This window comes from Sphingobacteriia bacterium, assembly GCA_017304685.1.
Classification (GTDB): Bacteria; Pseudomonadota; Alphaproteobacteria; order Rickettsiales; family 33-17; genus JAFKLR01.
The window spans coordinates 260,452-276,811 of record JAFKLR010000004.1 but is presented as its reverse complement, the minus strand read 5'-3'; the positions used below and the strand labels follow the sequence as shown (position 1 = coordinate 276,811).

General features: G+C 29.7%; 16 protein-coding genes. 11 read left to right on the top strand and 5 right to left on the bottom strand.

The features are described 5' to 3' along the window. Nucleotides 1-20 precede the first annotated feature (20 nt). The 4 genes from J0H68_06690 (at nucleotide 21) to iscX (ending at nucleotide 3,586) form a co-directional block, all read left to right on the top strand. Nucleotides 21-923: a hypothetical protein gene (locus J0H68_06690; GenBank protein ID MBN8828377.1), complete on the top strand. Its 903-nt coding sequence runs from the start codon at nucleotides 21-23 to the stop codon at nucleotides 921-923. An 85-nt stretch (nucleotides 924-1,008) separates the two neighbouring features. After that, nucleotides 1,009-2,103, top strand: coding sequence for a 23S rRNA (adenine(2503)-C(2))-methyltransferase RlmN (rlmN, locus tag J0H68_06685; GenBank protein ID MBN8828376.1), 1,095 nt, complete (start codon nucleotides 1,009-1,011; stop codon nucleotides 2,101-2,103). Continuing rightward, nucleotides 2,103-3,248: a rod shape-determining protein RodA gene (rodA, locus tag J0H68_06680; protein MBN8828375.1), complete on the top strand. Its 1,146-nt coding sequence runs from the start codon at nucleotides 2,103-2,105 to the stop codon at nucleotides 3,246-3,248. The genes rlmN and rodA overlap by 1 nt, the downstream gene beginning before the upstream one ends. Nucleotides 3,249-3,376: 128 nt before the next feature. Continuing rightward, on the top strand, nucleotides 3,377-3,586 hold the full coding sequence (gene iscX, locus J0H68_06675) for a Fe-S cluster assembly protein IscX (protein ID MBN8828374.1): 210 nt from the start codon (nucleotides 3,377-3,379) through the stop codon (nucleotides 3,584-3,586). Between the two features lie 4 nt (nucleotides 3,587-3,590). On the opposite strand, the gene J0H68_06670 is transcribed toward iscX, so the two are convergent. Beyond that, nucleotides 3,591-3,872: a BolA family transcriptional regulator gene (locus J0H68_06670; GenBank protein MBN8828373.1), complete on the bottom strand. Its 282-nt coding sequence runs from the start codon at nucleotides 3,870-3,872 to the stop codon at nucleotides 3,591-3,593. A 169-nt stretch (nucleotides 3,873-4,041) separates the two neighbouring features. Between J0H68_06670 and J0H68_06665 the strand changes: the two genes are divergently transcribed. Both J0H68_06665 and rsmA read left to right on the top strand, forming a co-directional pair. After that, complete coding sequence (locus J0H68_06665; protein ID MBN8828372.1) at nucleotides 4,042-4,413, top strand: helix-turn-helix transcriptional regulator; 372 nt, start codon at nucleotides 4,042-4,044, stop codon at nucleotides 4,411-4,413. A 28-nt stretch (nucleotides 4,414-4,441) separates the two neighbouring features. Further along, nucleotides 4,442-5,281: a ribosomal RNA small subunit methyltransferase A gene (gene rsmA / locus J0H68_06660; protein MBN8828371.1), complete on the top strand. Its 840-nt coding sequence runs from the start codon at nucleotides 4,442-4,444 to the stop codon at nucleotides 5,279-5,281. 27 nt (nucleotides 5,282-5,308) lie between these two features. Here rsmA and ndk read toward each other — a convergent pair whose 3' ends face one another. Next, nucleotides 5,309-5,731 carry a nucleoside-diphosphate kinase gene (ndk, locus tag J0H68_06655; protein MBN8828370.1) on the bottom strand — a complete coding sequence of 141 codons (423 nt, stop codon included), beginning with the start codon at nucleotides 5,729-5,731 and terminating at the stop codon, nucleotides 5,309-5,311. Nucleotides 5,732-5,903: 172 nt separating this feature from the next. Here ndk and polA point away from each other — a divergent pair, with 172 nt between their 5' ends. Next, nucleotides 5,904-8,435 (top strand): DNA polymerase I, encoded by a 2,532-nt coding sequence (gene polA / locus J0H68_06650; protein ID MBN8828369.1) that lies wholly within the window; start codon nucleotides 5,904-5,906, stop codon nucleotides 8,433-8,435. Between the two features lie 161 nt (nucleotides 8,436-8,596). Here polA and J0H68_06645 read toward each other — a convergent pair whose 3' ends face one another. Then, on the bottom strand, nucleotides 8,597-10,348 hold the full coding sequence (locus J0H68_06645; protein ID MBN8828368.1) for an ABC transporter ATP-binding protein: 1,752 nt from the start codon (nucleotides 10,346-10,348) through the stop codon (nucleotides 8,597-8,599). A gap of 14 nt (nucleotides 10,349-10,362) precedes the next feature. On the opposite strand from J0H68_06645, the gene J0H68_06640 reads away from it, so the two are divergent. Then, nucleotides 10,363-11,187: a shikimate dehydrogenase gene (locus J0H68_06640; GenBank protein MBN8828367.1), complete on the top strand. Its 825-nt coding sequence runs from the start codon at nucleotides 10,363-10,365 to the stop codon at nucleotides 11,185-11,187. Here J0H68_06640 and trpS read toward each other — a convergent pair. Both trpS and J0H68_06630 read right to left on the bottom strand, forming a co-directional pair. Next, entirely contained in the window at nucleotides 11,164-12,159 is a 996-nt protein-coding gene (gene trpS, locus J0H68_06635; protein ID MBN8828366.1) for a tryptophan--tRNA ligase, read from the bottom strand. The two genes, J0H68_06640 and trpS, sit on opposite strands and share 24 nt — an antisense overlap. After that, nucleotides 12,159-12,920, bottom strand: a complete 762-nt coding sequence (locus J0H68_06630; GenBank protein MBN8828365.1) for a competence/damage-inducible protein A — start codon at nucleotides 12,918-12,920, stop codon at nucleotides 12,159-12,161. The genes trpS and J0H68_06630 overlap by 1 nt, the downstream gene beginning before the upstream one ends. An 88-nt stretch (nucleotides 12,921-13,008) precedes the next feature. Between J0H68_06630 and map the strand changes: the two genes are divergently transcribed. From map to dnaK, 3 genes are all read left to right on the top strand, one after another. Further along, on the top strand, nucleotides 13,009-13,803 hold the full coding sequence (gene map, locus J0H68_06625) for a type I methionyl aminopeptidase (GenBank protein ID MBN8828364.1): 795 nt from the start codon (nucleotides 13,009-13,011) through the stop codon (nucleotides 13,801-13,803). Between the two features lie 19 nt (nucleotides 13,804-13,822). Continuing rightward, nucleotides 13,823-14,203 (top strand): carboxymuconolactone decarboxylase family protein, encoded by a 381-nt coding sequence (locus J0H68_06620; GenBank protein ID MBN8828363.1) that lies wholly within the window; start codon nucleotides 13,823-13,825, stop codon nucleotides 14,201-14,203. Nucleotides 14,204-14,391: 188 nt separating this feature from the next. Further along, on the top strand, nucleotides 14,392-16,314 hold the full coding sequence (gene dnaK, locus J0H68_06615; GenBank protein MBN8828362.1) for a molecular chaperone DnaK: 1,923 nt from the start codon (nucleotides 14,392-14,394) through the stop codon (nucleotides 16,312-16,314). The last annotated feature ends 46 nt before the right edge of the window (nucleotides 16,315-16,360 follow it).

Sequence of the window (16,360 nt, the reverse complement as noted above, 5' to 3'; positions counted from 1 at the left end):
AAATATTGAAAAATTAAATTATGAGTAAAAAGAGTGACTCTTCTATAAACCAACCTCACGCTACTAATACTAAATTATATATTAAATTTCAACTTAATCTAATTACTTTTATTAATTTATTAACCGAATCGAATAAAAAAATACCAGATAATAGTCGTGGTATGATAAATATTAATTTTATATTAGAAGAACAAAAACAATGGCTTAATAAAAAGCTCTTACCAAAACCAGACAAACAACAATTTACTTATGTTTTAATTAAAGGAGATGGTAATAAACTTCAATCCGATATTTGGAAAAAAGTACAACGGAATGTAATTTTTGAAAAACTAATTTTTCAAAATGTTGATTTTAGTGAATTTTATGAAGAAGATCTTCAAATCCTTTCTCATCAATCGAATATTTTTTTGGATTGTATTTTTTCTCCTTCTCTTCAATCTTTATATAATGAGAAATTAAAGAAAACAGATTTAGAAGAAATAATAAAGAAAAGTTTAACTAATGAAAATTCAATTACAAATTATACTCAATCCGAAATACAACATGATGTTAGACGCCCTAAACAAAAGAAAAAAACTTCAATAAAAGATTTAATAACTAATCATATAACTTATATTTTAGCCGGATTAGAGCTTAGTTTTTGTCTTCTTTCGATGTATCTTTCTATAAAATATGGTTTATATAGGGCTTTAAGCTTTTTTATCGTCTCTAATATATCTTTAGTTACATGTAGTTGTATGCTATATGCTCGAAATTTAATTAATAATACAATATTAGAAGCATTTTTTGGCTTATTCGTAACCAGAAACATTGATGATAAAAAATATGATTATTATACTAGTGCCTCATTTCCAGAAATAGATTTTAGAGGATTTAATAATATCTCTACGTCTGATCATGAAAGGGTTGAAAGACTTGTATAGACAAAATGGCTTTTTTCGAGTAAAATAGACCTACTTTAAAACCCTATACATAAAATTCCATAAAAATTAGTATATTATATTTACCATGAAAAAACAGCTTATAGGCCTTAGCCGTGATGAATTAAAATTAGAAATGGAAAATATTGGGGAAAAAGCTTTTAGAGCCAACCAATTGTTTCATTGGCTTTACAATAAAGGTGTAAAATCTTTTCATGAAATGCGTAATATAAGCAAAGACCTTATAGAAAAGCTTGAAAATACTTATACAATTGAAAAGCCTTTAATTAAAAAAGACCTTACATCTTTTGATGGAACTAGAAAATGGCTTATTGAGTATCAAGATAAACAAGAAGCTGAGACAGTTTATATACCTGAAACCGATAGAGGTACTCTTTGCATTTCTTCACAAGTTGGTTGCACGTTAACATGTAAATTTTGCCATACCGGTACCCAAAAATTAGTTAGAAATTTAACAAGTTACGATATTGTTGCTCAAGTAATGACTGCTCGCGATCAAATGGAACAGTGGCCTTCTACTCAGGAACCTAGACTTCTTTCTAATATTGTTATGATGGGAATGGGAGAGCCTTTATTTAATTTCGAGAATGTTTCAAAAGCTCTTAAAATCATTATGGATAATGAAGGAATAGCTATTTCTCGTAAAAAAATTACTTTGTCTACTTCAGGTGTAGTGCCTTTAATTGAACAATGTGGAAAGGACCTTGGAGTTAACTTGGCTATTTCTTTACATGCTGTAAATGATAAATTAAGAGATGAAATTGTCCCTTTAAATAAAAAATACCCTATAAAGGAATTACTTACCGCCTGTAGAAAATATCCTGAGGTTAGTAATACTAAAAAAATTACCTTTGAATACGTAATGCTTGATGGTGTAAATGATAGTGATATGGACGCTAAAGAACTTTTAAGGCTTATCAAAGGTATACCATCAAAAGTGAATTTAATACCATTTAATCCATGGCCTGGTTCAATTTATAAATGTTCTCCCTGGACAAGGATTCAAAAATTTGCTGAAATCATAGAGGAAGCAGGTTATATATCTCCGGTTCGGACACCTAGAGGCAGAGATATTTTAGCTGCATGTGGTCAATTAAGATCGGAATCGGTTAAAAAATCGAAATCAATCTTTAAGGAAGAAGTTTTAGTAGAAGCAAGTTAATGAAATTTAATTACAAAAATAATTCTTTAATCGCTAAATTATGTGATCTCGATTTTAGATTATTATTGGTAATATCTTTAGTTTCATTTATAGGCTTATTATTAATGTATTCTGCTGCTCAAGGAAGCTTACATCCTTGGGCCATTAAACAATCTATACATTTTCTCTTTGGTGTTGGGCTTTTAATTGCGATTGCACTTACTAATATAGTTTTTTGGTATAGATTTGCTTATATTTTTTATGGATTAAGTCTAGGTTTAGTTATATTAACCGAAGTTATGGGTCACACAGCCATGGGAGCAACTCGCTGGCTTAATCTTGGTATTATCAAACTTCAGCCGTCTGAACTTATGAAAATTACTCTTGTCCTTGCTTTATCGAGGTATTTTCATAACCTTCATATTAACAATATAAGAAAAATTGCATTTGTTATACCCCCTGTATTATTAGTTCTTGTACCATGTGCTTTAATTTTAAAACAACCTGATCTTGGAACAGCATCGATATTATTAGCTATTGGCGGAGCAATTTTTTTTGCAGCCGGTGTTGCTATGTGGAAATTTGGAGCAGTATTACTCTTAGCTCTAATTGCCGCCCCCATTGCTTGGAATTCTATGCATGATTATCAAAAACAAAGAATTATAATATTTATGAATCCTGGTAGCGACCGTTTAGGGTCAGGATATAATATTATTCAATCTAAAATTGCCATAGGGTCTGGAGGATTATTTGGTAAAGGATTACTACATGGTTCTCAAACCCAATTAAGTTTTTTACCAGAACATCAAACAGATTTTATTTTTGCTATGGTATCTGAAGAATTAGGATTACTTGGAGGCATTACCGTTTTAATTTTATATTCATTTATAATATTATACTCCTACCGCATTTCTCTTAATTGCCAAAACTTTTTTGGATCTCTAATGAGCATGGGCGCTATAACCATGTTCTTTTTACATGTCTTTATTAACATTGCTATGGTGATGGAGTTGGTACCAGTTGTTGGCGTTCCTCTCCCACTTTTATCATATGGTGGAACTATAATGGTTACCGTAATGTTTGGATTTGGTCTTATTATGTGTGCTAAAATTCATAATACTCCATTTGAAAAAGATAAAATAATAAAATTTTATCTTAACAATTAATTGCATATTCTTCTTATCAAGTTACAATTAAATTTAATATAAATTAGCAAATATTTAATTTAAATGCTTGCAAGTTAAGTAAAATAAATATAGTTAATTCACCTGTTTAATAACATTTGAGGATAGTTATGCAACTTTGTTGGACAGATATAGAAGAAATAGCTGAAGCGCTTGAAGAAACTTACCCTGACGCCGATATTATGACCCTAAGGTTTACTACCTTACGCAAATGGGTTACTGAATTAGAGGATTTTTATGACGATCCTAACCGTTGTAATGAAAAGATATTAGAAGCTATTCAAGGCGCCTGGGTACGACTCAGAGATGAAGAGCTTTAATTTACTAATAATCAGTAACTTCTGTAGGTGAATAAAGCTGTAATTTTAGAGCATGTATAGAATTATTAGTTAATAATTCTTTTAATATACCATAAATCATTTTATGCCTTTCAATTTTGCTTTTATTTTCAAAGGTATAACTTATTACTTTTACTGAAAAATGTGAACTTACTCCGGGTATGTAACCACTGTGACCTATGTGCGACTCAGTTTCATCGGAAATTTCTATAACTTCACATCTTAAATTTTCTACCAATAATTTATTTATAATTTCTTTAGTGTTCATACAATTCAATTTTTATTATTAAAACTCTTTACAATAGGGGTCACTTAGTATATAAATTGTAAATACTCGTCATATCTGTTAACTTAATATTAACTTTATGTTAAAATTATGTTATAGTAATATTTTATATATATACAATTTTTATATACATTATTAAATAGGAAGAATCATGCCAAGGAAAAGCACTAAATTACAGCAACTTGACCGTAAAATAGGTAAAAAAATAAAATCTAGGCGCATATTTTTAGGTATGTCACGTCAAGAATTAGCTGAACAAATCGATATTACACAACAACAACTTCAAAAATATGAAAATGGTTTAAACAGAATTTCAGCAAGTAGACTTTACGATATGGCTGAAGCTTTAAACGTACAAGTAGTTTACTTCTTTGATGATCTAGATGATATGGAAAAAGAAGAAGTACTAAGCGACGAAGGTCAAAGAATGTGTATTGAAGTTGCTAGAAATTTCATGAAAATTGATAATAAGGGTTTTAAATCTGCAATAAATAATCTTGTAAAAATACTTTCAGACGCATAATATAGCGTAAAATTTTACAAGGTATTTTATGGATATTTCCAAATTACCCTCGGTTAAAGATATTGTTACAAGCTTTGATATTGCCCCGGTAAAAAAACTGGGGCAAAATTTTTTATTTGACCAAAATCTTACAGATAAAATTGCCAAAAGTGAATTAATAACAAATGAATTAATATTAGAAATTGGCCCAGGTCCTGGAGGCCTTACAAGATCTATCTTAAAAAATGACCCTCAAATTTTAAAAGTTATTGAGCCTGACGAAAGATGTGTAAAGGCTATTGAAAATATAAAACATACATTAGATTTAAATAATATTTTTATAATTAATAATGATGCCAGAAAAATAAAATTTGAAGAAATATTTGAAGGTAAAGAATTTAGAATTTTAGCTAATTTGCCTTATAATGTAGCTACTGATATTTTAATTCAAGGATTAGAGGCACATAAATACATAAAATCAATGACTTTGATGTTTCAAAAAGAAGTTGCTGAACGTATTAATGCAAAGCCTAACTCAAAAGCTTACGGAAGATTAAGCATAATTTCACAAAATTATTATAAAACGCAAATTTTATTTGAAATAAGTCCAAAAGCATTTTTCCCTGCACCTAAAGTTACTTCAAGTGTAATAAAATTACAAAGAAGAGATGTCCCTCTTTTTACGGGTAATTTTAAAACAATGGAATATTTATGCTTTATTATGTTTAATCAAAGACGAAAACAAATTAAAAAAGCTCTAACCACCTTAAATCTTTATGAAGCATCAATTTTAAAAGAATGTAATTTAACAGGAACTGAGCGGGCGGAAGACTTATCTATAGAACAATATACAAAACTTGCATATTTTTTGGAAAAAACTAGAACGTAAATATTTTACGCTCTAGTTTTACGGATATTAATTATCAATTTCAATTTCTGCAAAGAAATATGAAATTTCTCTTTTAGCTGATTCTAAAGCATCAGAACCATGTACAGAATTTGCCTCGATACTTTCAGCAAAAAGTTTACGAATTGTACCTTCTTCTGCCTGTGCAGGGTTAGTAGCACCCATTAATTTTCTATTTAATGCAACTGCATTTTCACCTTCAAGAACTTGAAGTACTACAGGTCCTGAAATCATAAAATTTACCAAATCATTAAAAAATGGTCTGGCTTTATGTTCAGCATAAAAACCTTCTGCTACTTTCTTACTTAAAGTAATACGTTTTTGAGCAACTATTTTTAAACCATTACTTTCAAAAACTTGGTTAATTTTCCCAGTTAAATTTCTTTTAGTTGCATCAGGTTTAATAATTGATAAAGTTCTTTCAATAGCCATTTATAATTTCTCCATAAAAGCAAAATCTTATTTATAAATTAATAAAGTGTGAATCAACTTATACTATATACAGAAATGAAGCAATATTTTATTTCTTATTTAATAAAAATTATATAGACTGCGAAGTTATAAAATTAAAAATATTTTCAAATCAATAACTTGGTAAGTTTTTATGAATCATCTCGTGTTAATTGATGGTTATGGCTTCGTATTTAGAGCATTCCATTCTCTTCCTCCTCTTTCAAGAAAAGATGGTTTAGTAGTAGGTGCGGTATTCGGTTTTACTCAAATGTTAATGAAGCTTATTAGTGACACACATTGTTCGCATATAGCAGTTGTTTTTGACAGTGGAGGAAAAAATTTTAGGCACGAATTATATCCAAGTTATAAAGCTCATCGTCCTGATGTTCCGGAAGATTTAATAAAACAATTTCCATTAGTAAGGCAAGCTGCTCAAGCTTTTAATATACCAAGCCTGGAATTACACGGTTATGAAGCAGATGATATTATAGCAACACTTGCAAAAAATGCTGAAAAAGAAGATTTTAAAGTTACTATCGTTTCTTCAGATAAAGATTTAATGCAACTTGTTACTAAAAACGTAATTATGTTTGACCCTTTAAAATATAGAATTATTTCTGAGAAAGAGGTTAAAGAAAAATTTGGCGTTGAACCAATAAAAGTAAGAGATGTTTTAGCACTTATTGGTGATGCCTCTGATAATATACCTGGAGTTAAAGGGATTGGCCCAAAAGGAGCTGAAGATTTAATTGGAAGATTTGGCTCCCTTAATGAATTACTATTAAATACAGATAAAATAACAGCAAAAAAACAAAAAGAAAATTTATTGAATAATATTGAAAATGCTAAACTTTCATATGAATTGGTCCGCTTAGATGAAAATGTACCAATTATTTCAAAGATAGATGATTTAATAATTAAAAAAGTTGATTTAGAAAATTTAAGAAATTTTTTAGAGAGAAATGAATTTAGAAAATTAATTTCAAGAGCAGAAGATTTATTTAAATCTAATGATAATGGTAACTATAAACGAATTAAAAATGGGAATTTTGAAGATATTGACCTTAGAATGGATAATCTAGATAAATTCTGTGAGCTTGCTAATCATAGTAATATTCTTGTAATATATCCTGTTGATGAAGAAACCCTGTTACTTGGATTAAAATCTGGCGAATATATTACAACTACCTTCCCTCTGAAGTCTTCTGTTAATAACTTATTATTAGATTCTTCCATTAATAAAATTTCTTTTGGAATAAAGAATTTATTAAAAAATTATATTATTAATTCGTTTGATGATCTACAAATCATGTCATATGTAGTTGATTCAAGTTTTATTCCTGATAATTTATCTTTAATTATTCAAAAACATCTTATGGAAGATGCACCACAATTAACTGATAATATAAAAGTTAAATACCTATTCAAATTATTTGAAGTTTTAAATAGTAAACTATTAGAGATTAAGTCCCTAAATTTATATCATAAGGTTGAAAAACCTGTAATAAATTTATTAGCTAAAATGGAAAAATTGGGAATTAAACTTTCTAAAGAAAAAATTCTAGAAGCTAAACAAGAATTTGCTAGTGAATTACAAAATCTTGAAAACCAAATTTTTGCTGAATGTAATGCAGCATTTAATATCGGATCTCCAAAACAACTTGGTGAAATATTATTTGATAAAATGCAACTTCCAGGCGCTAAAAAAACTAAAAGCGGTAATTACTCAACTGATAATGAAGTATTAGAAGCTTTAAGCTGGCAAGGTTATGAAATTGCGAAAAAAGTTATTGAATGGCGACAATTTTCTAAATTAACTTCAACTTATACTGATCCTTTACTTAACCTTGTTGAAGAAGATGGTAGACTACATACTACTTATTCACAAGTTACAACAATTACTGGTAGACTTAGTTCTAGTAAACCAAATTTACAAAACATTCCTATAAAAACAAAAGAAGGCCAAAAAATTCGTAAAGCTTTTATAGCAGAAGCCAATAATTCTTTAATATCACTTGATTATTCTCAAATTGAACTTAGGTTAATTGCTCATATTGCTGATATTAAAGAATTAAAAGAAGCCTTTAAGCATAATGAAGATATTCATAATATAACTGCAAGCCAAGTATTTGGCGTACCTTTAAATGAGGTTACTGAAGATTTAAGGAGAAAAGCTAAAACAGTTAATTATAGTATTATTTATGGTATTACACCTTTTGGACTTGCGCAACGTTTAATGATTGCTAAAAATGAAGCTAAAGAGATTATCGATAAATATCTTTTAGCTTATAATGGTATAAAAGAATATATCGATCATGTTCATAATTTTGCTCGAAGTACAGGTTATGTTACAACCTTAATGGGAAGAAGATGTTATATAAATGATATAAATAGCAATAATGGAATGATAAGAAGCTTTGCAGAAAGGCTTACAATTAACGCACCTATTCAAGGAAGTGCTGCAGATATCATTAAGCTTGCAATGACAGAGGCTGATAATTTCCTTTCAAATTATAAAACAAAATTATTATTACAAGTACATGATGAGCTTATATTTGAATCTCCGCCGGAAGAAGCAGAAAAAATTGCTATATCATTAAAAAATATAATGGAAAATGTTGTTAAGTTAAGCATTCCACTTGAAGCAAATTTAAGCATAGGAAAAAATTGGGGAGAATTATAACCTAATTTTTATTTAATTTAATTAATATTATAAAACATAATATAGTACCCCAAATTATAATTAATGTAAGTATATTAAGCTTATAAATTATGGTTACTACAATATTGATTATAAATAATGAAAATAAAATTACATAAAGCAAACTATTATATTTTATAACTTTATTTTGATTGTTTCTTCCAAAGTTCATGATAATACCCCTTTTTAATTAAAAGGTCTTTATGGCTACCATCTTCAACTATTTCGCCATTTTTAAATACCAATATTCTATCCATATCTAAAAGAGTTGATAAACGATGTGCAATGACAATTAAAGTTTTATCGGTAATATTACGATAAAGTTCTGTCTGAATGGCATGCTCAGTTATTGTGTCAAGTGCACTTGTAGCTTCATCCATAATAATAATTTTAGAATTTTTTAATACAGCTCTTGCGATTGCAATTCTTTGACGCTGGCCACCTGATAATTTTATTCCTCTTTCACCTACTTGAGTTTCATAACCCTCTGATAAATTCATTATAAAATCGTGAGCTTGGGCCTTTTTAGCAGCTTCTATTACTTCGTCATCAGAAGCATTTATATTTCCATATCTTATATTTTCCATAACGGTTCTATGGAATAATGATAAATCTTGAGGAATAAATGCTATAGCTTCTCTTAATGAATCTATTGTAACATCATAAATATTTTGATCATCAATTAATATTTTTCCTTGATCTATATCAAATAATCTTAATACAAGGTTTGCAAAAGTAGATTTACCAGAACCAGACAACCCAACCAACCCTATTTTTTGATTTCCATTTATGATTACATTTAAATTCTTAAATATGCTTCTGTTTTTTTTGAAAGTGAATTTAACGTTATTAAACTCTACCTTACCTTCTCTAATAATTAATGGTTTTGCGTCTTTCGCTTGTTGGATTTGATGTTGGATTCTAAGTAATCCTAAAGCTTCATCACACTGCCCTACTTGATTATAAAAATTTATTAAATTATATCCAAGCCACCATACTAATGAAATTACATAAAGTGATGACATACATAGTACTAATACCGGTAGTTCAATTAAACCTTCCTTCCATGAATAAATGCTACCAGTTACCATACAAATAATGAAAATTGTTGTATTTATGGCTAAAGAAATATTCAGTTTAAAATCAACAAAACCAGATCTTTTAGAAGCATTAATTTCTATTTTATTAAAATCCATCAAACTTTTTATTTCAAACTTATTTCTAGCAAATAATCTTACATTTGCAATGTTATTTAATATATCAATTATTTTACCATTTAATTTAGTAACTTCATCTGAATGCAAACTTGAATAATATTCACATCTTTTTGTATAATTTAATAAAATTAGAAAATGCACTACAAACCATGCAATTATAAGTAATCCTAAATATAAATTTTCTTGGACAATCAATATAATTGAAATTAAAAGGGCAACTATAATTGGTGTGAAAACTGAAATAACTTTTTCACAAATGTCTTGCACTCCTTCAGCTAAACGAGCGATTTTGTTACCAATGGTTCCCGAATAATTATTTGCAAAGAATTCATGAGAGTGATCTAACGTATAATTTAGCATTAATTCTCTTATTCTTTGTCTCAATTTTGGATAAAAAGTTAGGGCAACATATTCATGCAATCTAAAACCACATTCAATTAATATATAGATCATAAGCGCTGTAATAAAAAATTGCTTATTATCTAAAAAAATATTTTGTTTATTAACATTTTCATCGGTGATTATTTGGGTAATTCTTTTAATAAGGTATGGAAATAATGATTCTTGAAACGCCCATGACAACATTCCTAGTTGCATTATAGCAAATTGCCATTTAAATTCTTTTACAAGTATAAATACGAATTTTGACAGCGAAATATCTTTATACTTATTTAACATATAATTTTTTCTTTATGATTCAAACTACTTTAAAATATTGTATAATAGGTTATCCATTAGAATTTTCTTTATCCCCTATTATTCATCATTATTGGTACCAAAAATATAATATTAATTCATTTTACACTAAGAATCGAATTTCGCCAAATATTCTTGAAGAGTTTATTTATTCAATTAAAGAAAATAAGGATTACAATGGCTTCAATATTACTATGCCATTTAAAGAAAAAATTAAACAATATTGTAAAAATTTATCTATAGAAGCTTCTGAGTCTGAAGCGGTAAATACTGTAAAAATTATCAACAGTGAACTTTTTGGATATAATACCGATTGCTTTGCCTTTAATCATTTATTAAATGAGTATTCTCAAACTTATAACAAGGTTTTAATATTGGGTGCAGGTGGTTATTCCAAAAGCGTTATTAATGTGCTTTTAAAAAACCCTAGTAATGTAATTCATGTTATTAACAGAAACATCGAAAAAGCTGTCTTACTGAAAAAATTTTATAATAATAAACTCGAAATTATAGAAAATTTTAGCGCTGAATCTTACGATTTAATAATTAATGCAACGCCTATTAATAATATAAATTATTTAAAATTAGTAGAAGATGTTAGAGCTTCAAATAAAAACACTCTTTTTATAGATGCAGCTTACACAAATAACCTAACTCCCTTAGAAAAGGCATGCAAAGATTTAGGAAGAAACATTATAAATGGCAAAACTCTTTTAATATATCAAGCTGCTAAGGCGTTTGAAATATGGTTTGATTTCTTTCCCGCTATTGACCAGGCATTATTCAGTAAAATAAATTTAGAAATTAATAAAACCCATTAATTCTTTGGCTTTTTTTAACGTAGGCTCTGCTGTCTCTAAAGCCCTTTCCTTACCTTCTTGTAATATTTTAATTACAAAAGCTTTATCATTACGTAATCTTTGTATTTCTTGACTTATAGGATCAATTTTAGAAATCATAAGTTCAGCAAGTTCTTTTTTTAGCTCAGAAAAACCCTTACCGCTAAATTTATTAATAACATTATCTTTAGTTAAATCAGCTAAAGCAGAATATATAATAACTAAATTATTTAATTCAGGTCTATTTTCAAGATTTTCAGCACTTATAGCGTCACTATCAGATTTAGCCTTTTGAATTTTTAATTTTATAGTGTCAGAATCATCATCTAAATTTATTCTCGCATAATCAGAAATATCTGATTTACTCATTTTCTTCGTCCCATCACGTAAACTCATAACCCTAGTTGCCTCTCCTAATATTAACGGTTCAGGCATAGTAAATAAGTTTCCATAGGAGCTGTTAAATGATTGAGCTATGTCTCTTGCCAGTTCTATATGTTGTTTTTGATCTTCGCCAACAGGTACGTGTGTAGGTTGATATAACAATATATCAGCAGCTTGAAGAACTGGGTAACTATAAAGCCCTAAAAAGGCTTGTTCTTTATTCTTTCCAGACTTTTCTTTAAATTGTGTCATCCGGTTTAACCAACCCATTCTTGCAACACAGCTAAATAACCAAGCAAGTTCTGCATGAGGATAGACTGATGATTGAGCAAAAATAGTAGATTTCTTAGGATCTAACCCACAGGCTAGATAAACTATTACAGTATCAAGAATATTTGCATGCAATTCATCAGGTTTTTGGGAAGTAGTTATTGCATGCAAATCTGCAAGAAATAGAAAATTTTGGGCTTTATCTTGTAATTTTAACCAGTGACGTATAGCACCTAAATAATTTCCTAAATGCAATCTACCACTCGTAGTAATACCAGATAAAATCCTCTTTATTTCCATTACTGCTTTTCCTCTTCATCAATTTCAATAAGCTCACCACCGAAGTGTTTGATCATATTAACAATATCATTAGTAGCCGCTTCAAGATTATCCTTATTCGCGCTTCTTGAAACTAAGCTTGTTCCATATTTACCTTCTGCAACAAAAGGATAACTTCCTATTTCTACATCCGAATATTTAGATTGAATTTTAGCAAGTTCAATTGCGAAGATCCCTTCGGTTAAGTATGTACTAACGTTAGTCGCTTCAATAATTTCACCACCTTCTAAATTTTCTTTAAGGCTATCAAACATTGCATGAGCAATTCTTGGCACTCCAGCCATTACATATACATTTTCAACTTGGAAACCAGGAGCATGTGTAATTGGGTTTGCAATAAGTTCACTATTTTCAGGTAAATAAGCCATTCTAATTCTAGCTTCATTTATTTGATCTTCTGCATATTGGCGCTTTAAGCACTCATATGCTCTTGGATCTAAAATTAATTTTCTACCGAATGCTTTTGCCATTGAAGCTGCTGTAATATCATCATGAGTTGGGCCAATACCACCTGTAGTAAATACATAATCATATTTTTTTCTTAATTCATTTACTGTATTAACGATATCTTCTTCGATATCCATAATCATTCTTACTTCTGCAAGCCTAATTCCTTTATTATTTAACTCACTAGCTAGGAATTGAACGTTTTTATCAGCTATCTTTCCTGATAAAATTTCATTCCCTATTATTATTACTGCAGCTTTAAATTGTTTTTGCATTTTACTTCCCATATAAAATTTAATATTATTAACAAAAGCTATATAAACGGCGATTTTATTAAATTTTTTTAAAAACACAAGGAAAAACATGAAAGTAAAAATTCATAAACCAGAAGATTTTGAAAATATGAGAAAAGCAGGTAAATTAGCTGCTGAAGTTTTAGATATGATAACAGATTATGTTAAACCAGGCGTTACTACAAATGAGTTAAATGACCTATGTCATAATTATATTGTAGAGCATAATGCTATTCCTGCACCTTTAAATTATAAAGGTACTATTATGAATTTTCCAAAATCTATCTGTACTTCTATTAATCATGTTGTATGTCATGGTATACCTGACGACAAACCTCTTAAAGATGGCGATATAGTAAATATTGATGTGACAGTTATTATTAATGGCTGGCATGGAGATACAAGTAGAATGTATTATGTTGGTAAACCTTCTATAAAAGCTCAAAGATTAACTGAAATTACCTATGAAGCTATGATGAGAGGAATTGAACAAGTCCGTCCAGGGGCAACTCTAGGAGATATTGGTTATGCTATTCAGTCTTATGCCGAAGGTTTTGGATTCTCAGTGGTTAGAGATTTTTGCGGACATGGTATAGGGCAAATATTTCACGATGCTCCAAACATTCTACATTTTGGTCAAAGAGGTAAGGGCATGACACTTGAAGAAGGCATGTTTTTTACAGTTGAACCTATGATAAATGCAGGGAAACCTGATACTATTGTAGATGCTCGTGACGGCTGGACTGCAAGAACGAGAGATAAATCTCTTTCAGCGCAGTTTGAACATAGTGTAGGAGTAACAAGTAATGGAGTAGAAATTTTTACCTCATCACCAAAAGGGTTTAACTGTCCTCCATATAAATAAATATATAATGAGTTATGTAATGAAAAGTGAGAAGTTTCAGAAAGGTAAAAGCATTCTAGATAAGCTATCACCCAATGGATCAGATAATATATTAAATAATATGGGTAAATTTTCTCCTGATATGGCGGAGTATATACATGAATATATTTTTGGTTCTTTGTACGCGCGCGACGGTTTGGATTTAAAAACAAAACAAATTATAACTTTAACATGTCTTGCCATGCTTGGATTTGCCAAGCCTCAATTAGAATACCATATAAAAGTGGCTTTAAATTTAGAGATTTCTAGAGAAGAACTCATTGATATATTTATTCATACCTCTGGATATGGTGGCTTTCCTGTAGCATTAAATGCTATAACTGCAGCTAAAGAAGTGTTTGAAAAGTTAGACAATAATTAATATATAATACTTAATAGAAGTAAAAAACTTAGATGTTTTATTCTTTTATTAAATACGAAGTTACTGTTTTTACATATAATTTTTAGAACAAACATATAATTTATTATTTCAAGACTTGTATTTAAACTACCAATACCTATATATACAAATAAGCAATAAATATTAACCTTAATAATAGAGAAAAACTTATGAGCAAAATTATAGGTATTGACCTTGGTACCACTAATTCATGTGTGGCTATTTTAGATGGTAAAAACCCAAAAGTACTTGAAAACGTTGAAGGTAGAAGAACAACCCCTTCTATTGTTGCTTTTACTGAATCTGGTGAAAGATTAGTAGGTGAAACAGCAAAAAGACAAGCTGTTACTAACCCAAAAAATACTGTATTTGCAGTAAAAAGGCTTATTGGGCGTAGATTTGATGATCCAATTACAAAGAAAGATCAAGAATTAGTACCATATAAAATTGGGCCTTCAGATAATGGGGATGCATGGGTAGAAATTAAGGGTGAAAAATATTCTCCAAGCCAAATTAGTGCTTTCACATTACAAAAAATGAAAGAAACTGCTGAAAATTATTTAGGTGAAACTGTAACAAAAGCAGTTATTACTGTTCCTGCTTACTTTAATGACGCTCAACGTCAGGCTACCAAAGATGCAGGTCGTATTGCCGGTCTTGAAGTTTTAAGAATTATAAATGAACCAACTGCAGCAGCGCTTGCTTACGGCTTTGATAAAGGTGGTAATAAAACTATCGCTGTTTATGACCTTGGTGGTGGTACTTTTGACGTATCTATCCTTGAAATTGGGGATGGGGTATTTGAAGTTAAATCTACTAATGGTGACACATTCCTTGGTGGTGAAGATTTCGATATGAGAATAGTAGAATTCTTAGCTGACGAATTCAAAAAAGATAATGGTATCGATCTTAAAAAAGATCCGCTTGCACTTCAAAGATTAAAAGAAGCTGCTGAAAAAGCTAAAATTGAACTTTCAAGTACAGTAGAGACTGATGTTAACCTTCCATATATTACAGCTGATGCAAGTGGTCCTAAACATTTGAATTTAAAACTTAGCCGCTCTAAATTAGAAGCTTTAGTAGAAGATTTAATTAGTAGAACAATTGACCCTTGCAGAAATGCATTAAAAGATGCAGGCCTTTCTACATCGCAAATTGATGAAGTTGTACTTGTTGGTGGTATGACAAGAATGCCTAAAGTTATTGATAAAGTAAAAGAATTCTTTGGTCGTGAGCCACATCGTGGTGTAAACCCTGATGAAGTTGTGGCAATTGGTGCTGCGATTCAAGCTGGTGTACTTCAAGGTGATGTAAAAGACTTATTATTATTAGACGTTACCCCACTTTCACTTGGTATTGAAACACTTGGTGGCGTATTTACTAGACTTATTGATAGAAATACAACAATTCCAACAACAAAAAGTCAGGTTTTCTCTACTGCTGATGATAACCAAACTGCGGTTACTATTCGTGTATTCCAAGGCGAAAGAGAACTTGCTGCACAAAATAAAATATTAGGGCAATTTAACTTAGAAGGCATTGCTCCAGCTCCACGTGGAATGCCACAAATTGAAGTAACTTTTGATATTGATGCTAACGGTATCGTAAAAGTATCAGCGAAAGATAAAGCAACTGGTAAAGAGCAACAAATTAAAATTCAAGCTTCTGGTGGTTTATCTGAAACTGACATTCAGCAAATGGTTAAAGATGCTGAAATGAATGCAGCGGAAGATAAAAAACGTAAAGAAGGGATTGAAGCTAAAAACCATGCTGATAGCTTAATTTATTCAACTGAAAAAGTTTTAAAGGAAAATGAAGCAAGCATTCCTTCGGATGTAAAATCACAAGTAGAAGCTGACATTAAAGAATTAAAAGATGTTCTTAATTCTGAAGATGCAGAAAAAATTAAAGCTGCAACCGAGAAATTAATGCAAAGCTCTATGAAAATTGGTGAGCATATGTATAAACAATCTCAAGATAGCAGTGCTACTTCTGAAGGAGCTTCAGCAGACAATTCATCAACAAATAATAATGCAGATGAAAAAGTTGTTGATGCTGAATATGAGGAAGTAAAACAAGACGATAATAAGTAAATTAATTTACTCGAATTTTTTGTGGGAAAGTGTATATTGCATCTTT

Excerpts from the sequence above, each read along its gene's own strand:
- trpS (MBN8828366.1), bottom strand. The coding sequence starts at position 12,159 with ATGGAAATAAAGAGGATTTTATCTGGTATTACTACGAGTGGTAGATTG.
- rodA (MBN8828375.1), top strand. The coding sequence starts at position 2,103 with ATGAAATTTAATTACAAAAATAATTCTTTAATCGCTAAATTATGTGAT.
- J0H68_06620 (MBN8828363.1), top strand. The coding sequence starts at position 13,823 with ATGAAAAGTGAGAAGTTTCAGAAAGGTAAAAGCATTCTAGATAAGCTA.
- map (MBN8828364.1), top strand. The coding sequence starts at position 13,009 with ATGAAAGTAAAAATTCATAAACCAGAAGATTTTGAAAATATGAGAAAA.
- J0H68_06630 (MBN8828365.1), bottom strand. The coding sequence starts at position 12,920 with ATGCAAAAACAATTTAAAGCTGCAGTAATAATAATAGGGAATGAAATT.
- J0H68_06665 (MBN8828372.1), top strand. The coding sequence starts at position 4,042 with ATGCCAAGGAAAAGCACTAAATTACAGCAACTTGACCGTAAAATAGGT.
- iscX (MBN8828374.1), top strand. The coding sequence starts at position 3,377 with ATGCAACTTTGTTGGACAGATATAGAAGAAATAGCTGAAGCGCTTGAA.
- rsmA (MBN8828371.1), top strand. The coding sequence starts at position 4,442 with ATGGATATTTCCAAATTACCCTCGGTTAAAGATATTGTTACAAGCTTT.
- J0H68_06645 (MBN8828368.1), bottom strand. The coding sequence starts at position 10,348 with ATGTTAAATAAGTATAAAGATATTTCGCTGTCAAAATTCGTATTTATA.
- J0H68_06640 (MBN8828367.1), top strand. The coding sequence starts at position 10,363 with ATGATTCAAACTACTTTAAAATATTGTATAATAGGTTATCCATTAGAA.
- dnaK (MBN8828362.1), top strand. The coding sequence starts at position 14,392 with ATGAGCAAAATTATAGGTATTGACCTTGGTACCACTAATTCATGTGTG.
- polA (MBN8828369.1), top strand. The coding sequence starts at position 5,904 with ATGAATCATCTCGTGTTAATTGATGGTTATGGCTTCGTATTTAGAGCA.
- J0H68_06690 (MBN8828377.1), top strand. The coding sequence starts at position 21 with ATGAGTAAAAAGAGTGACTCTTCTATAAACCAACCTCACGCTACTAAT.
- J0H68_06670 (MBN8828373.1), bottom strand. The coding sequence starts at position 3,872 with ATGAACACTAAAGAAATTATAAATAAATTATTGGTAGAAAATTTAAGA.
- ndk (MBN8828370.1), bottom strand. The coding sequence starts at position 5,731 with ATGGCTATTGAAAGAACTTTATCAATTATTAAACCTGATGCAACTAAA.
- rlmN (MBN8828376.1), top strand. The coding sequence starts at position 1,009 with ATGAAAAAACAGCTTATAGGCCTTAGCCGTGATGAATTAAAATTAGAA.